Origin of the sequence: Vibrio methylphosphonaticus (assembly GCF_023634655.1) — a bacterium.
Classification (GTDB): Bacteria; Pseudomonadota; Gammaproteobacteria; order Enterobacterales; family Vibrionaceae; genus Vibrio; species Vibrio methylphosphonaticus.
In genome coordinates this window covers 17439-33759 of the sequence record NZ_JAMKMS010000005.1, presented here as the reverse complement: position 1 = coordinate 33759, position 16321 = coordinate 17439, and the positions used below count along the sequence as shown (strand labels likewise).

Annotated in this window: 14 protein-coding genes; 4 read left to right on the top strand and 10 right to left on the bottom strand. The window is 46.4% G+C overall.

The features are described 5' to 3' along the window. Position 1: 1 nt before the first annotated feature. Both flhF and flhA read right to left on the bottom strand, forming a co-directional pair. The gene (flhF, locus tag M9196_RS07195) at positions 2–1603 is read right to left on the bottom strand and encodes a flagellar biosynthesis protein FlhF (protein WP_250616859.1); all 1602 of its coding nucleotides are present in this window, start codon (positions 1601–1603) and stop codon (positions 2–4) included. A 66-nt stretch (positions 1604–1669) separates the two neighbouring features. Beyond that, entirely contained in the window at positions 1670–3769 is a 2100-nt protein-coding gene (gene flhA, locus M9196_RS07190) for a flagellar biosynthesis protein FlhA (protein WP_250616858.1), read from the bottom strand. Between the two features lie 207 nt (positions 3770–3976). Between flhA and M9196_RS07185 the strand changes: the two genes are divergently transcribed. The 4 genes from M9196_RS07185 (at position 3977) to M9196_RS07170 (ending at position 10641) form a co-directional block, all read left to right on the top strand. Continuing rightward, entirely contained in the window at positions 3977–4876 is a 900-nt protein-coding gene (locus M9196_RS07185) for a LysR family transcriptional regulator (RefSeq protein ID WP_250616857.1), read from the top strand. Positions 4877–4955: 79 nt separating this feature from the next. Then, positions 4956–6056, top strand: a complete 1101-nt coding sequence (locus M9196_RS07180) for an efflux RND transporter periplasmic adaptor subunit (protein WP_250616856.1) — start codon at positions 4956–4958, stop codon at positions 6054–6056. Between the two features lie 12 nt (positions 6057–6068). Then, on the top strand, positions 6069–9140 hold the full coding sequence (locus M9196_RS07175; protein ID WP_250616855.1) for an efflux RND transporter permease subunit: 3072 nt from the start codon (positions 6069–6071) through the stop codon (positions 9138–9140). A gap of 4 nt (positions 9141–9144) precedes the next feature. Next, positions 9145–10641, top strand: a complete 1497-nt coding sequence (locus M9196_RS07170; protein ID WP_250616854.1) for an efflux transporter outer membrane subunit — start codon at positions 9145–9147, stop codon at positions 10639–10641. Between the two features lie 109 nt (positions 10642–10750). On the opposite strand, the gene flhB is transcribed toward M9196_RS07170, so the two are convergent. From flhB to fliL, 8 genes are all read right to left on the bottom strand, one after another. Next, positions 10751–11881 carry a flagellar biosynthesis protein FlhB gene (gene flhB, locus M9196_RS07165; RefSeq protein ID WP_250616853.1) on the bottom strand — a complete coding sequence of 377 codons (1131 nt, stop codon included), beginning with the start codon at positions 11879–11881 and terminating at the stop codon, positions 10751–10753. Positions 11882–11978: 97 nt separating this feature from the next. Then, positions 11979–12761, bottom strand: a complete 783-nt coding sequence (gene fliR, locus M9196_RS07160; protein WP_250616852.1) for a flagellar biosynthetic protein FliR — start codon at positions 12759–12761, stop codon at positions 11979–11981. 8 nt (positions 12762–12769) lie between these two features. Continuing rightward, positions 12770–13039, bottom strand: coding sequence for a flagellar biosynthesis protein FliQ (fliQ, locus tag M9196_RS07155; protein ID WP_250616851.1), 270 nt, complete (start codon positions 13037–13039; stop codon positions 12770–12772). 14 nt (positions 13040–13053) lie between these two features. Then, positions 13054–13917, bottom strand: coding sequence for a flagellar type III secretion system pore protein FliP (gene fliP / locus M9196_RS07150; RefSeq protein WP_250616850.1), 864 nt, complete (start codon positions 13915–13917; stop codon positions 13054–13056). A gap of 1 nt (position 13918) precedes the next feature. After that, positions 13919–14329: a flagellar biosynthetic protein FliO gene (gene fliO, locus M9196_RS07145; protein ID WP_250616849.1), complete on the bottom strand. Its 411-nt coding sequence runs from the start codon at positions 14327–14329 to the stop codon at positions 13919–13921. A 2-nt stretch (positions 14330–14331) separates the two neighbouring features. Continuing rightward, a complete protein-coding gene (fliN, locus tag M9196_RS07140) occupies positions 14332–14742 on the bottom strand; it encodes a flagellar motor switch protein FliN (RefSeq protein WP_250616848.1) in 411 nt (136 codons plus the stop codon). A gap of 16 nt (positions 14743–14758) precedes the next feature. Next, on the bottom strand, positions 14759–15805 hold the full coding sequence (gene fliM, locus M9196_RS07135; RefSeq protein ID WP_250616847.1) for a flagellar motor switch protein FliM: 1047 nt from the start codon (positions 15803–15805) through the stop codon (positions 14759–14761). A 7-nt stretch (positions 15806–15812) separates the two neighbouring features. Beyond that, positions 15813–16307, bottom strand: coding sequence for a flagellar basal body-associated protein FliL (fliL, locus tag M9196_RS07130; RefSeq protein WP_250616846.1), 495 nt, complete (start codon positions 16305–16307; stop codon positions 15813–15815). Positions 16308–16321: the final 14 nt, after the last annotated feature.

Below are 16321 nucleotides of genomic sequence, written 5' to 3'. Positions count from 1 at the left end.
CCTAAACCCCCTCCATATCGCTGTTCCAGAAGTGGGGTTCATTCTCTGTCGACTTTTCAAGTAATTCGTTCGCTTTAGCGACCATGTATTTTGGCTGAGCGATAACAATATCTTCAGGGACTCGTTGCCCATTGGCGATATACGTTACTGGCAGCGCGTTTTGCACTACAACACTGATAAACTCTCCAAGACTCAACGATTCATCGAGCTTGGTCATGATACAACCCGAAAGCGGGATACGCCTAAAGTGATCAAGTGTTTCTTGTAATACTTGACGTTGCGCCGTGGCGGGCAACACCAAGTAACTATTAATAATTTCACCGCTCTCTTGCATCAGGGTATCTAACTGTTCAGAAAGACGGACATCTCGCTGTCCCATACCTGCGGTATCAATTAAGACTAAGCGTCTGTTTCTCAACTGATATAATACATCGGCTAGTTCTTCAGAATCTTTAGCAACTCTTACAGGACAGCCCATAATTCGTCCGTAAATGGACAATTGTTCATGAGCACCGATACGGTAAGTATCCGTTGTTACTAACGCAACATTATCCGAACCGTATTCCATCGCAGCACGAGCCGCTAACTTGGCAACCGTCGTCGTTTTTCCGACGCCTGTTGGCCCTAGCAACGCAACAATGCCACCTTGACGTAAGATATCTTGTTTGCTGACGACCACCTGATCAGAAACTAACGCAAGCAATGCTTTCCACGCTTTTTGCGGCGGCGTATCTTCTGGAATGTAACAAGCGAGCTGATCGGCCAGTTCTGGGGAGATACCCATTCGTTCCAAACGCTTAATCAGCATGGCTCGTAGAGGCTCTCTTCGCTCCACTTCTTGCCACATAAGACCAGAAACTTGGTGCTCCAAGAGACGGCGAATTGAAGACATGTCTTCTTTCATCGACTCAAGTTCTTCGCCTATTTTCCCATCACGCTTATTGCCGGATGAATAATGATTAGAAGATGGTTGATTCGATGAAGGACGTTCTGGAGATAACTGACCTGACGAAAAGTGGTTCGGTGATTGACGCGAGCTCTCTTCACGCTGACCATAAGCTCGGGTGGAAGACGCGTACGGGGTCGTTCTGTCCTCTATCGCTCTATCACGGGTATCTTGCTGGTCGCGTCGATTATCTTGGGTATATTGGTAGCGATCACTACTTTGATACGCGTTCGACATTGAGTTGCTTCGTTCAGACTGACGTTCGAGCAAAGCGGACAATGAGTCGGTAGGTTTTGCCGATTGAGGCTGATGACTTGTCGATTCCTGACCACCACGATAATTCTTCAACATACTGGCAAAGCGATCGCTGACTGAAGGCGCACTCATTCCACCACGTTGATTCAAACTTACCTGATCGTCTTTTAATTCACGCTCGCCAGTGGGCCCTGATGAGTGAGGTTGATTAGGTGGTAATAAGGCTTTATTACTCATTTGACGTGGCGCAGCTTGATTACCATCACCATCAATAGCGGCAACGATTTCGACACCACCGGCCACTTTTTTATTTGACATGATCACGGCCTCTGCCCCAAGTTCTTCTTTAACTTGTAGCAACGCTTGTCTCATATCTCTGGCAAAAAATCGTTTAATTTTCAACGGTTACATCCATTATCCATACTGGCATTAGTGAATAAGCTCTAGCGCTTTCAAACTAACGACTATTTAATTCCCAACCGCCTGTACGATTCGTATTTGTTTTTCATCAGGTATTTCTTGGTAAGACAACACTCTTAGATTTGGAATCGTGTTCTTCACAAACTTTGCTAACGTTGAACGAAGTACGCCCGATGTTAACAATACCGCTGCCTCACCTTTTAATTCTTGCTCTTGCGTCGCTTGCGTTAACGATGCTTGTAATCTCTCTGCCAAACCAGGCTCAATACCAGCAGACTCACCGCCTGCGGCCTGCATAGTTTGATGCAATATCTGTTCCAACTCAGGAATCAGTGTTATCACCGGAAGTTCAGGCTCTATACCATTGATCTCTTGTACAATTAGTCGTTTTAGCGCAATCCGTACAGCTGCCGTTAAAACGTCAGGTTCTTGACTCTTTGATGAATATTCAGCCAATGTCTGGACAATGGTACGAATGTCGCGGATGGGAATCGCCTCGTGGAGCAAGTTTTGTAGCACTTTAACCATCGTCCCCAATGGTAACTGTTCCGGTACAAAATCTTCAACTAGCTTCGGAGCACTGCGACCCAGCAACTCAAGTAAGTTTTGAACTTCTTCATGCCCCAGCAGCTGCGCGGCGTTGTTCGTTAATAACTGGCTCAAATGAGTCGCGAGTACTGTGGATGAATCCACCACCGTATAACCGAGCGCTTGAGCGTGCTCTTTCTGTGCTTCTTGTATCCAAACCGCTTCCAAGCCAAACGCAGGGTCAATGGTTGATTCGCCATCGATCAACCCATATACCTGACCTGGATTAATCGCCAGTTCTTGGTCTGGACGAATTTCCGCCTCACCTACCGCCACACCCATTAGGGTAATACGGTAAGAATTTGGCGTCAGCTCCAAGTTGTCTCTAATATGTACCGCTGGGATCAAAAAGCCAAAGTCTTGAGAGAGTTTTTTACGCACACCTTTAACGCGCTCGAGTAACTCGCCGCCTTGATCTCTATCGACAAGAGGAATCAAGCGATAACCCACTTCGAGACCAATGACGTCGACCGGATGGACGTCATCCCAAGACAATTCTTTTGGTGGCGCTGATGGGTCTTTGGGCTGCAATTCGGCCGGTAAATTTTTCTGCTCTTCTGCTTTTTTCTGTTTACGCATCATCCAGTACGCCCCGCCACCCGCCAAAATAGACAGCAGCAAGAAAGCAAAATGCGGCATACCCGGCACAATACCCATGACAAACATAATGCCAGAGGTAATCATAAGTGCTTTAGGGTTATCAAATAATTGAAAAACAACCTGTTGCCCCATGTCTTCGTCAGTATTTTGACGCGTCACCATAATGGCCGCGGCAATAGACAATAACAGCGAGGGAATTTGGGCAACCAAGCCATCACCAATCGTTAGTAGCGTATAAATCTGCAGGGCTTCGCCAAATCCTAATGAATGCTGCATCATACCGATGCCAAGACCGCCAACGATATTAAGGAAAAGGATCAAGATACCCGCGATCGCATCACCTTTGACAAACTTTGACGCACCATCCATCGAACCATAAAAGTCGGCTTCTTTGGTCACTTCAAATCGACGGGTTCGGGCTTGGTCCTGGTCAATCAACCCAGCATTCAAGTCCGCATCAATGGCCATTTGCTTACCTGGCAAGGCATCCAAGGTAAAGCGGGCACTCACTTCTGAGATACGACCGGCACCTTTTGTGACCACCATAAAGTTGATGATCATTAGAATCATAAAGACAATCAGGCCAACCGCATAGTTGCCCCCGATGACAACATTACCAAACGCCTCGATAACATTACCCGCAGCGCCACTTCCTTCATGACCATAGAGTAAGACGACACGAGTCGAGGCGACATTCAATGCCAAGCGCAATAGTGTGGCGATTAATAGTACCGTTGGAAACGCAGCAAAATCGAGGGGGCGACGGGTGTAGACCGATACCAGTAAAACCACCATCGCTAAGGCAATGTTAAAGGTAAAAAACAGATCGAGAAGAAACGCAGGTATCGGCAGTATGATCATCGCCAATGCGGCAAGGACCATAATTGGAGCACCAATAGCAGGCAAAGCTCGACTTGGTAAAGCCGGCATCTTATTGGCGAACGGTAACGTTAATTTCATCGACTACATCACTGCGGGTGGTGCATATTCACACCAGAATTAAAATACTTCAATGATATATGCAAAATTCATACCCAATGAGCGCCATTATTTTGACATATTACTTATGTCCTCTTATCAATGATTAATGTCTAAACCTCAGGTACTATTCGCACAAATGTTACAGTGCCAACAAGGCCCGACACTATTTCACATTTTGGAACTCAGATGAAAATTGCTGACTTAAAATTATTTATCAAAGTTGTTGAACTTGGTAGCTTTACCGGAGCGGCAAACGCGCTCGACTTACCTAGAGCAAACGTGAGTCGTCGTATCAATGAGCTTGAACGAGAGATTGGCACGCAGTTATTTCATCGCACAACACGAAGCTTATCGCTCACCCATAGCGGCAATACCTTTTATGAAGAAATCACCAATGCCATTGAATTGTTTGATCGTGCTCAGCAATCGATAACCACATCAGCACAAGTGATTTCAGGAAAAATTAAGCTTGGCATCTTGCCTGAAACCTATGAATTATTGCAGTCCATTTTGTTTGAATTCCAAGACCATTACCCAAATGTTGAATTGGATATCCGCAGTATCAATAACGGATTCAATGAAATGTTCCGACAAGGCCTCGATATCGCACTGCATGGCGGTCGCTTAATTGATTCCGACATCGTCGCGAGAAAAGTCATCAGCTTTGGGCGAACCTTGGTGGCATCGCCCGGTTATTTGGAAACATTTGGCGTTCCAATTTCAATACAATCTCTTTATGAACACAAATGTATCTGTTTCCGCTGGCCTAGCGGTGATGTGGACGATAAATGGCACTTTAGTACTGGTCATTTCTCGGTCAATGCTCGGCTCATCTCCGACAGCGTAGGGTTTATTAAAGGCGCTACACAACAAGGGCGTGGCATTAGTTTTCTTCCTACGATTATGATTCAAAATGAATTAAGAGAAGGGCGACTCGTATCTTTACTGCCTCATGAAACCACGCTAGAAGCGGATGGATGGTTACTTTACCCGCAACCAAAAACATTGAATCAAGCAAGCCGATTACTTATCGAACATCTTTCTAAAGAAATCCCTAAACTGAACCTATTGTCACGAATTACGTGACAGTAAGTCTCAATAAGACCGGATTATCTCCCCACCGTTCAAGATTATGATAGCGCCATAATAATGGAGCTATACGATTATGAACAGAATGAACCTAATTACACTCGGCATGATGTCAACGCTTGTACTAACTGGCTGTCATCACGCGCAAGTCGTGGCCGACACACCAACACATAAGAAAACACTGCAAGTGGTGCAGCTAAAAGGCTCTCTCGAGCATTCAGCTAAGCATTTTAACGGGGTCGTTCGTTCGCAAGAAAAAGCCAATCTCACCTTTCGAGTGCCAGGTACGATTTCTACTATCCATGTTCGTACCGGCCAATTAGTGGCACAGGGCGACCCAATTGCGCAGCTCGATCCCCATGATTATCAGGTCGCGTTAGAAGAGCTGCAAGCTAAAATGCTTGAAGCCAAATCCGCACATAAACTCGCAAAGGCAGAATTACGCCGTGTCAAACAAGCGACTGAGGATAACGCCATTGCCAGCGTCAATCTTGATCGTGCCACCAGCGGATATGAACGCAGTCTTTCGGCGATTAAAGTCGTTGAAAAAAACATCCAACGCGCCAAAGACGTATTGCATTACACTCAGCTAACCGCCCCGTTTGATGGGGTCATTGGCAAAGTGAATTTCGAGCAACATGAGCAAGCCCTACCCGGTGTAGCCGTCGTCACCTTGCACAATACCGAACAATTAGAAGTTGAAATCGATGTCCCAGAAAACATGATTCAACGCTTTGAACTTGGCGAGCAGGGTACCGTTTCTTGGCATCATTCGTCTGAACCAGTGACCGCTCACATCACAGAAATTGCGCCACTGCCGCATTTAATCAAGCAAACTTACACCGTGACTTACGCCATCGATAACGCTAGCAATGAGAAAAACAACCCCAAAAAACTGTTCCCTGGTAAGTCGGTGTCTGTTGCTTCAACACTCACTAATGTCGATGAAGCACACTGTGTGCCTTATTCCGCTATCGTGGGTGAAAAAGAAACGCTGCATATCAATGTAGTGCGTGACAAAACCGTAGTAACGACACCTGTCGAACTGCGTTCACTAGATGCATATCAAGCGTGTATTACCGGCTCCATTTACCCTGATGATTTTGTCGTCGTCAGCGGCTCAAGCTATCTACATGATGGCGATATCGCGGATCAATTAATCATGCGCAAGCAGTAAGGAATACTGACCATGAAGCTTGCTGAATTCGCAATTCGTCAACGAACGTTTTTGCTATTTTTCACCGCCCTAAGCATTATTGCTGGGATCTACTCTTATTTTGACCTTGGTAAACTTGAGGACCCAAGCTTTACCATCAAAACAGCAGTGGTTGTTACGCTCTACCCAGGCGCATCAGCAGAACAAGTAGAATACCAAGTCACCGACACCATCGAAACCAAACTACAAGAAATGGGCGAGCTGAATAGACTTCGCTCACTTTCTCAACCCGGTGTTTCTATGGTGTTTGTTGACCTAAAAGAAAGCCTCAACTCTTCTCGCCTTCCTCAACAATGGGATTTATTACGTCGCAAAGTGCAAGACGTCAAATTGCAACTACCTACGACGGCACAAATCAGTATTGTCCAAGACGAGTTTTCAGAGGTGTACGGCATGCTTTTCGCTGTCCATAGCCACGACGCCAAGCCCGAAGAACTACGCCAGTATTCAGAAGAGCTGCAACGCCGACTGAAAACGGTTAAAGGCATCAAGAAAGCTGAACTGCACGGTGTTCAACCACGAGCCGTCTATATTGACCTTCCCGATGAGCGACTCGCTCAATATGGTTTATCGATGGCGCAAGTCTGGAGTCAACTCAACACCAGTAACATGACGTTCGAGGCAGGCCAATTCGACGCCGGAAGTGAGCGTATTCGTATCCAGCATGGTAGCGAGTTTCAGTCACTTGCCGACATTAAAAATCTAATGATTCAAGGCGGGTTCAATGAACTCGGCACCGGTTTAATTCGACTGGGTGATATTGCGGATGTGACCATGGGGTATCAAACTCCAGCATTGACCGAAAACCGCTTTAACGGCGAACCTTCAGTCACGCTTGCCGTCAGTCCAGTTAACGGCATTAACGTGGTCTCCTTAGGTGATAGTATTCATGCGATTATCGACGAATTTAACGCAACATTACCCCTTGGTGTTGAAATTTCACCCATCGCCTATCAACCTGATGAAGTTGAGAAATCGATTGAAAACTTTATACAAAACTTAGCCGAAAGTGTCGCGATTGTTTTTGTTGTTTTATTAGTTTTCATGGGATTCAAAAGCGCAGTCATCGTCGGTGGTAGCCTATTGCTCACTATTTTACTGACGCTGGTATACATGAATATCAACAGTATTGACCTTCATCGAGTATCACTGGGGACCTTTATCCTCGCACTCGGTATGTTGGTTGATAATGCCATCGTTATTACAGACATGATGACAGCTAAACTCAACAAGGGCATTGAGCGCACAACAGCCGCTATCGAATCTGTCAAAGAAACCGCCGTACCACTATTTGGCGCAACGATCATCGCCGTTATGGGCGCCAGCCCTGTGTTATTTTCCAAAACTGATGCGGCTGAATTTGCTGGGTCTGTCTTCTACATCATGGCGTCATCATTAACGTTGTCTTGGCTCGTCGCCATGACGTTCACGACGCTGATGTGTTGGATGTTCCTCAAACCGAACACAAAAAGCAGCGCCGATAAGCAATCTCGCTACAAACAAGCGGTCTGCTGGACGGTCGATAATCCTAAGCGAGCCTTGTCTGCTCTGATTCCACTGATACTAGTAACCGTGCTTGCGTTGCCTTATGTAGCCATTAATTTCCTGCCGCAGTCAGATCGCGCGATCGTGTTTTTTGACTATTGGTTGCCTAACGGCGCCAAGGTTGAACAAACCTCAGCGGACATGAAGAAGATCGAAGCTTGGTTGCTCAAACAACCCGAAGTCGAAAGTATTTCTAGCGCGATTGGTGCCAGTGTTCCACGATTCTCCGTCACCGTTGAGCCTGAGCCTTTTGATTCGTCCTACGGTCAGATTTTGATTAACACGACCGACTATTATGCAATTTCTGCTTTGGTTTCTCGTGGCGACAAATGGGTCGCAGAAGAATTTCCTAATGCCCAACCTCGCTTTCGCGCATTGAAATTAGCTACTGCAGATAAATATGCCGTTGAAGCTCGATTCTCTGGGCCTGATGAGCACGTTTTACATGATTTATCACGCCAAGCACAAGTGATCATGGCCAGACATCCAGATGCAAAATATGTCCGAGATGATTGGCGCCAACAGAGCAAAGTGCTGACACCCATCATCAACATGGACAAAGCGCGCCGCGCTGGCATTAATCGAGCGGACATTGCGTTTGCGATGAAACGCGCTTCCAACGGCATGCCTTTGGGACAGATGAACCTGAATGACGAATTAATACCCATTCAATTTCGCGGCTCTGAACCCACCATGGCATCGTTAGAAACCCTGCCGGTTAAATCACTGCTTGGATTGCACAGCGTTCCTCTAGGTCAAGTGGTCGATGGCTTCGAGTTAAGTTCTGAAGAAAGCATGATTTGGCGACGCGACCGAGTAAAAACCATCACAGCACAAGCCGGTGTTGCTCGTTCAAGCACGCCTGCAACGGTGAGAAACAGCATCAAGGAAGACATCGAAGCGATCGCACTACCACCTGGTTACCACATGGAATGGGGCGGAGAATATTATGATGAATATAAAGCGGTCTCAGACATCGTTAAACAGTTACCAAAAGCACTCCTTATTATGGTGATTATCCTCGTGGCAATGTTCAACGGATTCAAACAACCCGTCATTATTTTGTCCACGATTCCTTTGGCTGCAACAGGCGCGACCTTTGCACTGCTTGGGTTCAATAAACCGTTCGGCTTCATGGCGCTAATCGGGGCAATTACCTTGATGGGGATGATCATTAAAAACGGCATCGTTTTGATGGACCAAATTGAACTTGAAAAACGCAATGGGCGAAGCTTATCGGATGCCATCAAGGAAGCGACCATCAACCGAACAATGGCCATTTCAATGGGGGCGTTAACCACCGCATTAGGCATGATACCGCTACTGAGTGACTTGCTCTTTGACCAGATGGCGGCAACCATCATTGGCGGGTTAGCCGCCGCAACCGTGTTGTCTTTGTTTGTGATGCCTGCGCTCTATCGCCTGGCATACAAAGAGAGCGCTGCGTCCACCACCACAGAGTCCACATCAACATTGACGATTAAAGAGCAGGAGGCATAACCACATGAATATAAAACCAAGTCAACGTCGCTTAGCCAACGTGCTTAACCTTGCTCCTATTGCATTAGCGTTAACACTCGCTGGGTGCTCCGTCGGTCCTGATTACCAAGCTCCGACGGTAACGCTATCCAAGGCGTATCTGCATGCAGATAACCAACAACATGTCGTCAACGAACATTGGTGGACACAATTCAATGATCCGGTACTCGATACCATGGTCGCGGATGTTCAGCAGCAGAATATCCCGCTCAAGATGGCGGCTGAACGTATAAAAATGGCTAACAGCTACAAGTCAGTTGTGGATTCATTCAAAGTGCCGACGGTCAACATCGGCGCAGGCTATTTTAACTATCAGCTAAGTAAGAACGATTCCTTGTTGGGTCCCGCGCTTAACCCTATCGGTGATTCTATGCCAACAGGTACCCCGCTGGACTCCGCCACATTGCTTGATAGCCAACATGACGGCGTATTTGCCGGTGCGAGCATCGGATGGGAAATGGACCTATTTGGCCGACTTGACCGCCAATCAAACGCAGCAGCGATTCGAGTTGAACAAGCCGAAATCTATCAAAGCGGCTTAACAACCTTGATAACGGCAGATATTACGCATAACTACTTGCAGTATCGTGGGGCACAAGCGCGTTTAGAACTTGTAAAAAGTAACCTTGCAGACCAAGAAAAAACCTTATTGTTAGTGAAGCGCTTGGTGAAAACCGGTTACGGCTCAGAGCTTGACCTTGCCCAAGCTCTGAGCATGCTGGCGGCCACCGAGTCGGTAATACCTCAGCTTGAAATCGCTCAACAGGTGCATAAACAACGCATTGCCACGTTGTTGGGTGAACCTCTCACAAGAGTGGATATTAGATTAGCAGAGCACCGTGAGTTGCCCGTTCTTGAGGGTATTATACCAACAGGGCTGCCATCAGATTTATTACAACGCCGGCCCGACATTCGAATCGCGGAACGTGAAATGGCAGCAATTAATGAAGAAGTGGCAGCCAGCATTGCCAATCGCTACCCTAAGTTCTTCCTAACTGGCGCGCCAGGCGTATCAGCCAGTAGCTTTGATGATTTGTTTAGCGGTGATTCCTTTGGCTGGTTTGCATCGGCTGGGGTCAGCTGGAGTGTTTTTGATGGTGGACGAGGCGAAGCCATGGTCGAGCTCAATGAGTCGCGATTTAACAATGCCGTATTAGCTTATGAGTATTCAGTCAACACGGCGATTACCGAGGTCGACTCGATGCTCTTTACGTATGGGCGCAGCCAGCAAAACGAACGACGAATCGGAGAAGCTCTAAGCGCATCGGAACGCGCTGTCACAAAAGCCCGTTCCTTATATAAAGCGGGGTTAATTAATCACTTAGCCTTGCTTGATGCCCAACGACAACATCGCATGATGGAAGATCGAATTATTGCAGCACGCTTACAAACCGCCCAAGTGACTATCGGCGTTTACAAAGCCTTGGGAGGCGACTGGCGACTCGAGAATACAATATTGTAAGGTTGATAATGCAGTCAAAGTAACTCATAAAAGATAGTGCATAGAAAAGCAATTCATAAAAAGCACAAGGCGTACTCTTTCGAGTACGCCTTGTATTATGTTGGTTCCGTTAATATCGCATATCTTTAGGAATATTAATCTGGTCGTTTTGTAGCGTCGGTCTTTGCCCCCCCTTCTTACGATATTGTTTGAGCTGATACACATACGCCAAAATTTGAGCGACGGCTGCGAACAAGCTATCAGGGATTTCTTGTTCTAACTCGGAGGTATGATAAATAGCACGGGCTAAAGGCGGTGATGGAATGATGTAAATATTGTGCTCACGAGCGACCTCGCGGATTTTTAATGCCATGTGATCAATCCCTTTGGCAACAACAATGGGCGCTTTGTCTTGCCCTTGCTTATATCGAAGCGCAACAGAAAAGTGTTCAGGGTTGGTGATTATCACATCGGCTTCCGGGACTTCGGCCATCATTCGGCGCTGTGCGGCCTCACGCTGAAGCATTCGAATTCGACCCTTTACCTCAGGTTTCCCTTCCGTATCCTTAAACTCATCCTTGACCTCTTGCTTAGTCATTTTAAGCTGCTCAGCGTGCTGCCAAATTTGAAAAGGCACATCGATCGCCACGACAATCAATAACGTGGTGCTGATGAGTAATATAAAGTTCAGCAGAATATCGAGTGCGTGAAAAATGTTTTGTGGAAAGACCTCTACACTTAACTGAAACAAATCTGCGCGTGAAGCGTTAACCAAATAAAACGCCATCCCAGCAACCAATGAGACTTTAAGAATAGATTTGATCAGCTCGACCCAGCTTTGCATGCCCACCATGCGCTTTAGACCACTAAGAGGGTTCATTTTCGACAGCTTTGGCATTGCAGCTTGTGCGGAAAAGTTAATGCCACCAACGCCAGCAGCCCCCGCCAATGCGGCAAGAAATAACACAAACAAAATCAGAAGTAAGGGCAAAACTAGCCCAGACAAAACACCCATTATGATGTCGAATAAAACGGTGTGATCGTAAATTTCTTCTCGCGACAGGGTAAAAAATCGGCTCATGGTATTAAACAGTGCTTTGGCTAACCCTTCACCAAACATCATCAGTGACAACGCGCCCACCATCAACACTGATACTGACGCCAGTTCTTTCGATCGTGCGACCTGACCTTTTTCACGCGCCTGCTTTAACCGCTGGGGCGTGGCGTCTTCTGTGCGTTCTTGTCCATCTGACTCAGCCAAGCCTGCCTCCTGAAGCCATAAGTAATTTAATAAGCCATAAGTAATTTAATATCACTAACAACGCGACAAATGAATGTGTATAAAACAGCCATGACGATCAACATGCTAAACGAATTAAGCGACAAACTTGCCCCTCAACTTCCAGCCAGTACAATTGATAGTGACTGTACAGCCCAGCCAACATGTACCAACAGATCATCAAACCCACCACTAACGCAAAAGTAAAACCTAACGCAAAAATGTTCAATTGCGGCGCTGCCCTGGTCATTACACCAAACGACAAGTTAACGGTAAGTAGCGCTATAATCCCGGCAATGGCCATACTCAACGCCGTTTTGAACATTAAGCTTAGCCACCCTGCCATTTCTCGAAAATCGATAGTGGTTAGCTGACCACTACCAATTGGCAAGGTTTTAAAACTCATCACAACCAATTGAATCATTTTAAGGTGCCCATCGGTCGCCAAAAAGAACATGGTTGCCAAAAACATAAACAGCTGACCTAACAGCGGTGTGCTTTGTCCATTGGCAGGATCGACCATCGAGGCAAAACCTAGACTCGATTGCATACCGAGTATCTGCCCCAGCATAACAAAGGTCTGAACCATGAAAATGGTCACCATGCCCATCGAGATGCCAATGATCATTTGCTCCGCGACAATCAAAAAGCCTTGGAATGAAAACAATTCAATATCCTGCGGAACCGCAGGCAACGTTGGCATAACGGCAAGGGTAAGGCCTAAGCCAAGAAACAAACGGATTCTTGGCGACACAAAATTGGCGCCCGTGACCGACATGACCATTAACATGGACGATATCCGAACATAAGGCCAAAAATAGTTAGCAAGCCATTCAATCACCGTGCTTGTTGGGTATTCCATACTTGGCTTTACCAAAGAACCTGAGGAATTCGTTCTATGATTTCATAGAAGAACTCCATCATCATTTGCGTCCCCCAATGGGCAAACCCCATCAAAACCAGTAAGGTCACCACAAGCCTAGGAAGGAAACTTAACGTTTGTTCGTTAATCGAAGTCGCCGCTTGGAATATCGCCACCACCAAGCCCACCAACAAACTTGGCACTACGATGGCGCAAACCAGCAACAGCACCATCCACAAAGCATCACGAAATAATTCAACAAACAGCTCAGGTGTCATCTTGGTTACTCCAGCTACAACGCAAAACTGCCGGCCAAGGTTGATAGAATCAAATTCCAACCATCAACTAAGACAAACAACATAAGTTTAAACGGTAGAGAAACAATCATTGGCGACAACATCATCATACCCATTGCCATTAGAACCGACGCCACCACCAAGTCTATGATTAAGAAAGGAAGGAACAGCATAAAACCGATTTGGAAGGCGGTTTTCAGCTCAGAGGTAATGAATGCGGGAATCAACACAGCAAGAGACACATCCTCTGGGTTTTGCGCAGTGGAGCCAGACATGTGAACAAACGTTTCTAAGTCTTTAACGCGTGTTTGCTTAAGCATGAAGTCTTTCATTGGACCTTGTGCTTGGTCAAAAGCTTGCTTGGCTGAAATCTCTTCATTCAGATATGGCTGAATCGCCTCATCATTTACCTTACTCAGCACCGGCGACATAATAAATAAGGTTAAAAACATAGCGATACCAATAATGACTTGGTTCGAAGGCGTTTGCTGTAGACCCATCGCCTGTCTAAGAATCGACATGACCACGACAATACGTGTAAACGACGTCATCAAGATGACCATCGCAGGCAGGAAACCCAGCATCGTCATCAGGGCGAGGATTTGTAAGTTTACCGAATAATCCTCACTGCCATCCGCATTGGTTTTCATCGTAAATGCAGGAATGCCTGGACCAGACGCGAAGCCACTTGCCGTAGCACTACCCGCCGCCCCTTGATCACTTTGCATCGCCGACACCGTCACACCGCTGTCCAGCGCTGCGCCACTCGACACGGGTGTGGCCAACGCCTCCTCCGCCAAGCTGATTGGTGCAAAAATAAGAAGTAAGCAAAGGCACGCTGCGCGCATAATCGTCATCATGCTAACCTTGTTTTTTCATCAATTTGGATAACTGAGCCGCGAAAGCAGGCTGTGCGGTTTCTTCCTGCGTCAGGGGCGTTTCTAATTTAGAAATCAACTGAATGGATTGTGCAGTGATACCAACAAGAAATTGCTCATCTCCCGCTTCCACTATCGCGATGCGCTCTTTTGTCCCAACCGGGATTTGTCGAACAATTTTGAGCCCTTGCTGATTAATCATTGACGGCACTTTCATCCGTTTGAGCAACCAAGCCAACCCCAAAATCACGGCAACAACTAGCACCAGTGCGCCTAGCGTTGCCGCAAGGTCAAACGGAGATTCGCCACCAGCTAGCTGAGTAGGCGCTTGCGAAGCGTGCGCCGACGCAGACAATAACATGGCGAAAACCACTATAGAATTTAGTATTTTCATGCTTAACGTAACTTTTTAATGCGCTCGGTTTGGCTTATTACGTCGGTAAGACGAATACCAAATTTATCATTGACGACAACCACTTCCCCGTGTGCAATTAAAGTGCCATTGACCATCACATCTAATGACTCACCAGCAATACGGTCTAATTCAACCACTGACCCTTGGTTCAATTGCAGTAAATTACGAATACTAATTTGCGAACGCCCTACTTCCATTGAAATGGTCACAGGTATATCCATGATGGTATCGAGCTTGCGGCGCTCATCTTCCGAGATAGGCGTCGAAGAGTCTTGTAGCTCATCTAGCGGTGCGGCAAGGACTTCATCCACATCAATCTCGGGGGCCATTGGATCTTCCCCAAGTGCGGCTGCCCATTCATCTGCTAATTTTTGGTCGTCTGTAATACCCATAACTTTCTAAACTCTCTTATTCATTCTCATCGTCCACATGTTCGAGCTCAGCCATAATATCCTTACCAAGGAAAGCTAAATCCGTTTTTACCACATCTGGGCGTCTAATCTTCTCGGCAATTTGAACGGCGATTTTCTCGCCGGCCCTTCCCATTTTCACTCTGTATGTCGGTAACTCTTCGACAAACATCGTCGCGTTTTCCGGCATTTCAATCGGAATAATGTCACCGACTTGCAGTTCCATTAAGTCGCGTAAAGACACGTCTTTTTCTAACAAATTGACGCGAAAGTTAACCGGAACGTCCATAATCTCTTCGCGTAATGCGCTGCTCCAGCGTACGTCCGTCTCCATTTTGTCCGATTGTACCCCCGCATCGAGAAGCTCTCGAATAGGCTCAACCATCGAATACGGCATCACGACATGGAAATCGCCACCGCCACCATCAACTTCAATGTGGAACGAACTAACAACAATCACTTCCGTCGGGCTGACGATATTCGCCATACTTGGGTTCACTTCTGAATCCAAATATTCAAACTCGACTCCCATGACTGGCGACCACGCTTCTTTATAGTCTTCGAACACGGTCTTCATCAGCAGCTGAATAATACGGCGCTCAGTTGGCGTAAACTCACGCCCCTCAATCTTGGCGTGGAAACGTCCATCCCCACCAAAAAAGTTTTCAACAAGGATAAAGACCAACCGCGCTTCCATAGTAATAAGCGCAGTGCCCTTTAACGGTCTAAACCGCACCATATTCAAGCTAGTAGGAACATAAAGTGTGTTTTGGTATTCGCCAAATTTCATCATTTGAACGCCATTTATCGACACTTCTGCTGTCTTTCTTAGCATATTGAATAAGCTAATTCGCATATGTCGTGCGAAGCGTTCATTGATGAGCTCCAGCGTTGGCATTCGACCACGCACAATGCGGTCTTGGGAGGAGAAGTCAAAATGCACCGCATCATCAGGATCCTGATCAAGCTCTTCTTCTACCTCATCAACGTCATCCACGCCATGGAGTAACGCATCAATTTCGTCTTGGCTTAATAAGTCAGTCACACATTACCTACTGGATAACAAAATCTGTAAAGAGCACGCGTTCTATCACGGGTTTTCCAACCACTTGAGACAAGCTACTTTGTATGTCGGTAGTGGCTTGCTCACGTAATTCAACACGTCCATTAGTACTTCTTAGCTGTTCAACAGACGTGGAAGCAAACGTTGACAGCAACGTACTCTCAATTAATGGTGAATGATAACGAGCTAGCTCTTCGTTATCTAGTCCACGCACCATCAGTTGAGCTTTAATCTGAACCATACGATCACGAGAGTTCCCAGTCACATTAAACACGAAAGGTTGCGCGATATTAACGTAAGAAATGGGGTCAATTACGACAACAGGGGCATTTTGTGTCGAATCTGGACGGTTTTGGGGCGTACTATCGGTACCAAAAAGCCAGTAAGCAACGCCACCAGCAATGAGTAATACCGTGAGTATTGCTACGATAATAATCAACAGCTTTTTCTTGCTGTTTGGTTGTTCTTGAATATTTTCTGCCATATCGATATTTACTT

What these genes read in the sequence shown, in the direction of transcription:
- fliQ (WP_250616851.1), bottom strand. Translation starts at nt 13,039, where the DNA reads ATGACACCTGAGCTGTTTGTTGAATTATTTCGTGATGCTTTGTGGATG.
- M9196_RS07180 (WP_250616856.1), top strand. Translation starts at nt 4,956, where the DNA reads ATGAACAGAATGAACCTAATTACACTCGGCATGATGTCAACGCTTGTA.
- M9196_RS07185 (WP_250616857.1), top strand. Translation starts at nt 3,977, where the DNA reads ATGAAAATTGCTGACTTAAAATTATTTATCAAAGTTGTTGAACTTGGT.
- fliR (WP_250616852.1), bottom strand. Translation starts at nt 12,761, where the DNA reads ATGGAATACCCAACAAGCACGGTGATTGAATGGCTTGCTAACTATTTT.
- fliP (WP_250616850.1), bottom strand. Translation starts at nt 13,917, where the DNA reads ATGATGACGATTATGCGCGCAGCGTGCCTTTGCTTACTTCTTATTTTT.
- M9196_RS07175 (WP_250616855.1), top strand. Translation starts at nt 6,069, where the DNA reads ATGAAGCTTGCTGAATTCGCAATTCGTCAACGAACGTTTTTGCTATTT.
- fliO (WP_250616849.1), bottom strand. Translation starts at nt 14,329, where the DNA reads ATGAAAATACTAAATTCTATAGTGGTTTTCGCCATGTTATTGTCTGCG.
- M9196_RS07170 (WP_250616854.1), top strand. Translation starts at nt 9,145, where the DNA reads ATGAATATAAAACCAAGTCAACGTCGCTTAGCCAACGTGCTTAACCTT.
- flhA (WP_250616858.1), bottom strand. Translation starts at nt 3,769, where the DNA reads ATGAAATTAACGTTACCGTTCGCCAATAAGATGCCGGCTTTACCAAGT.
- fliL (WP_250616846.1), bottom strand. Translation starts at nt 16,307, where the DNA reads ATGGCAGAAAATATTCAAGAACAACCAAACAGCAAGAAAAAGCTGTTG.
- fliN (WP_250616848.1), bottom strand. Translation starts at nt 14,742, where the DNA reads ATGGGTATTACAGACGACCAAAAATTAGCAGATGAATGGGCAGCCGCA.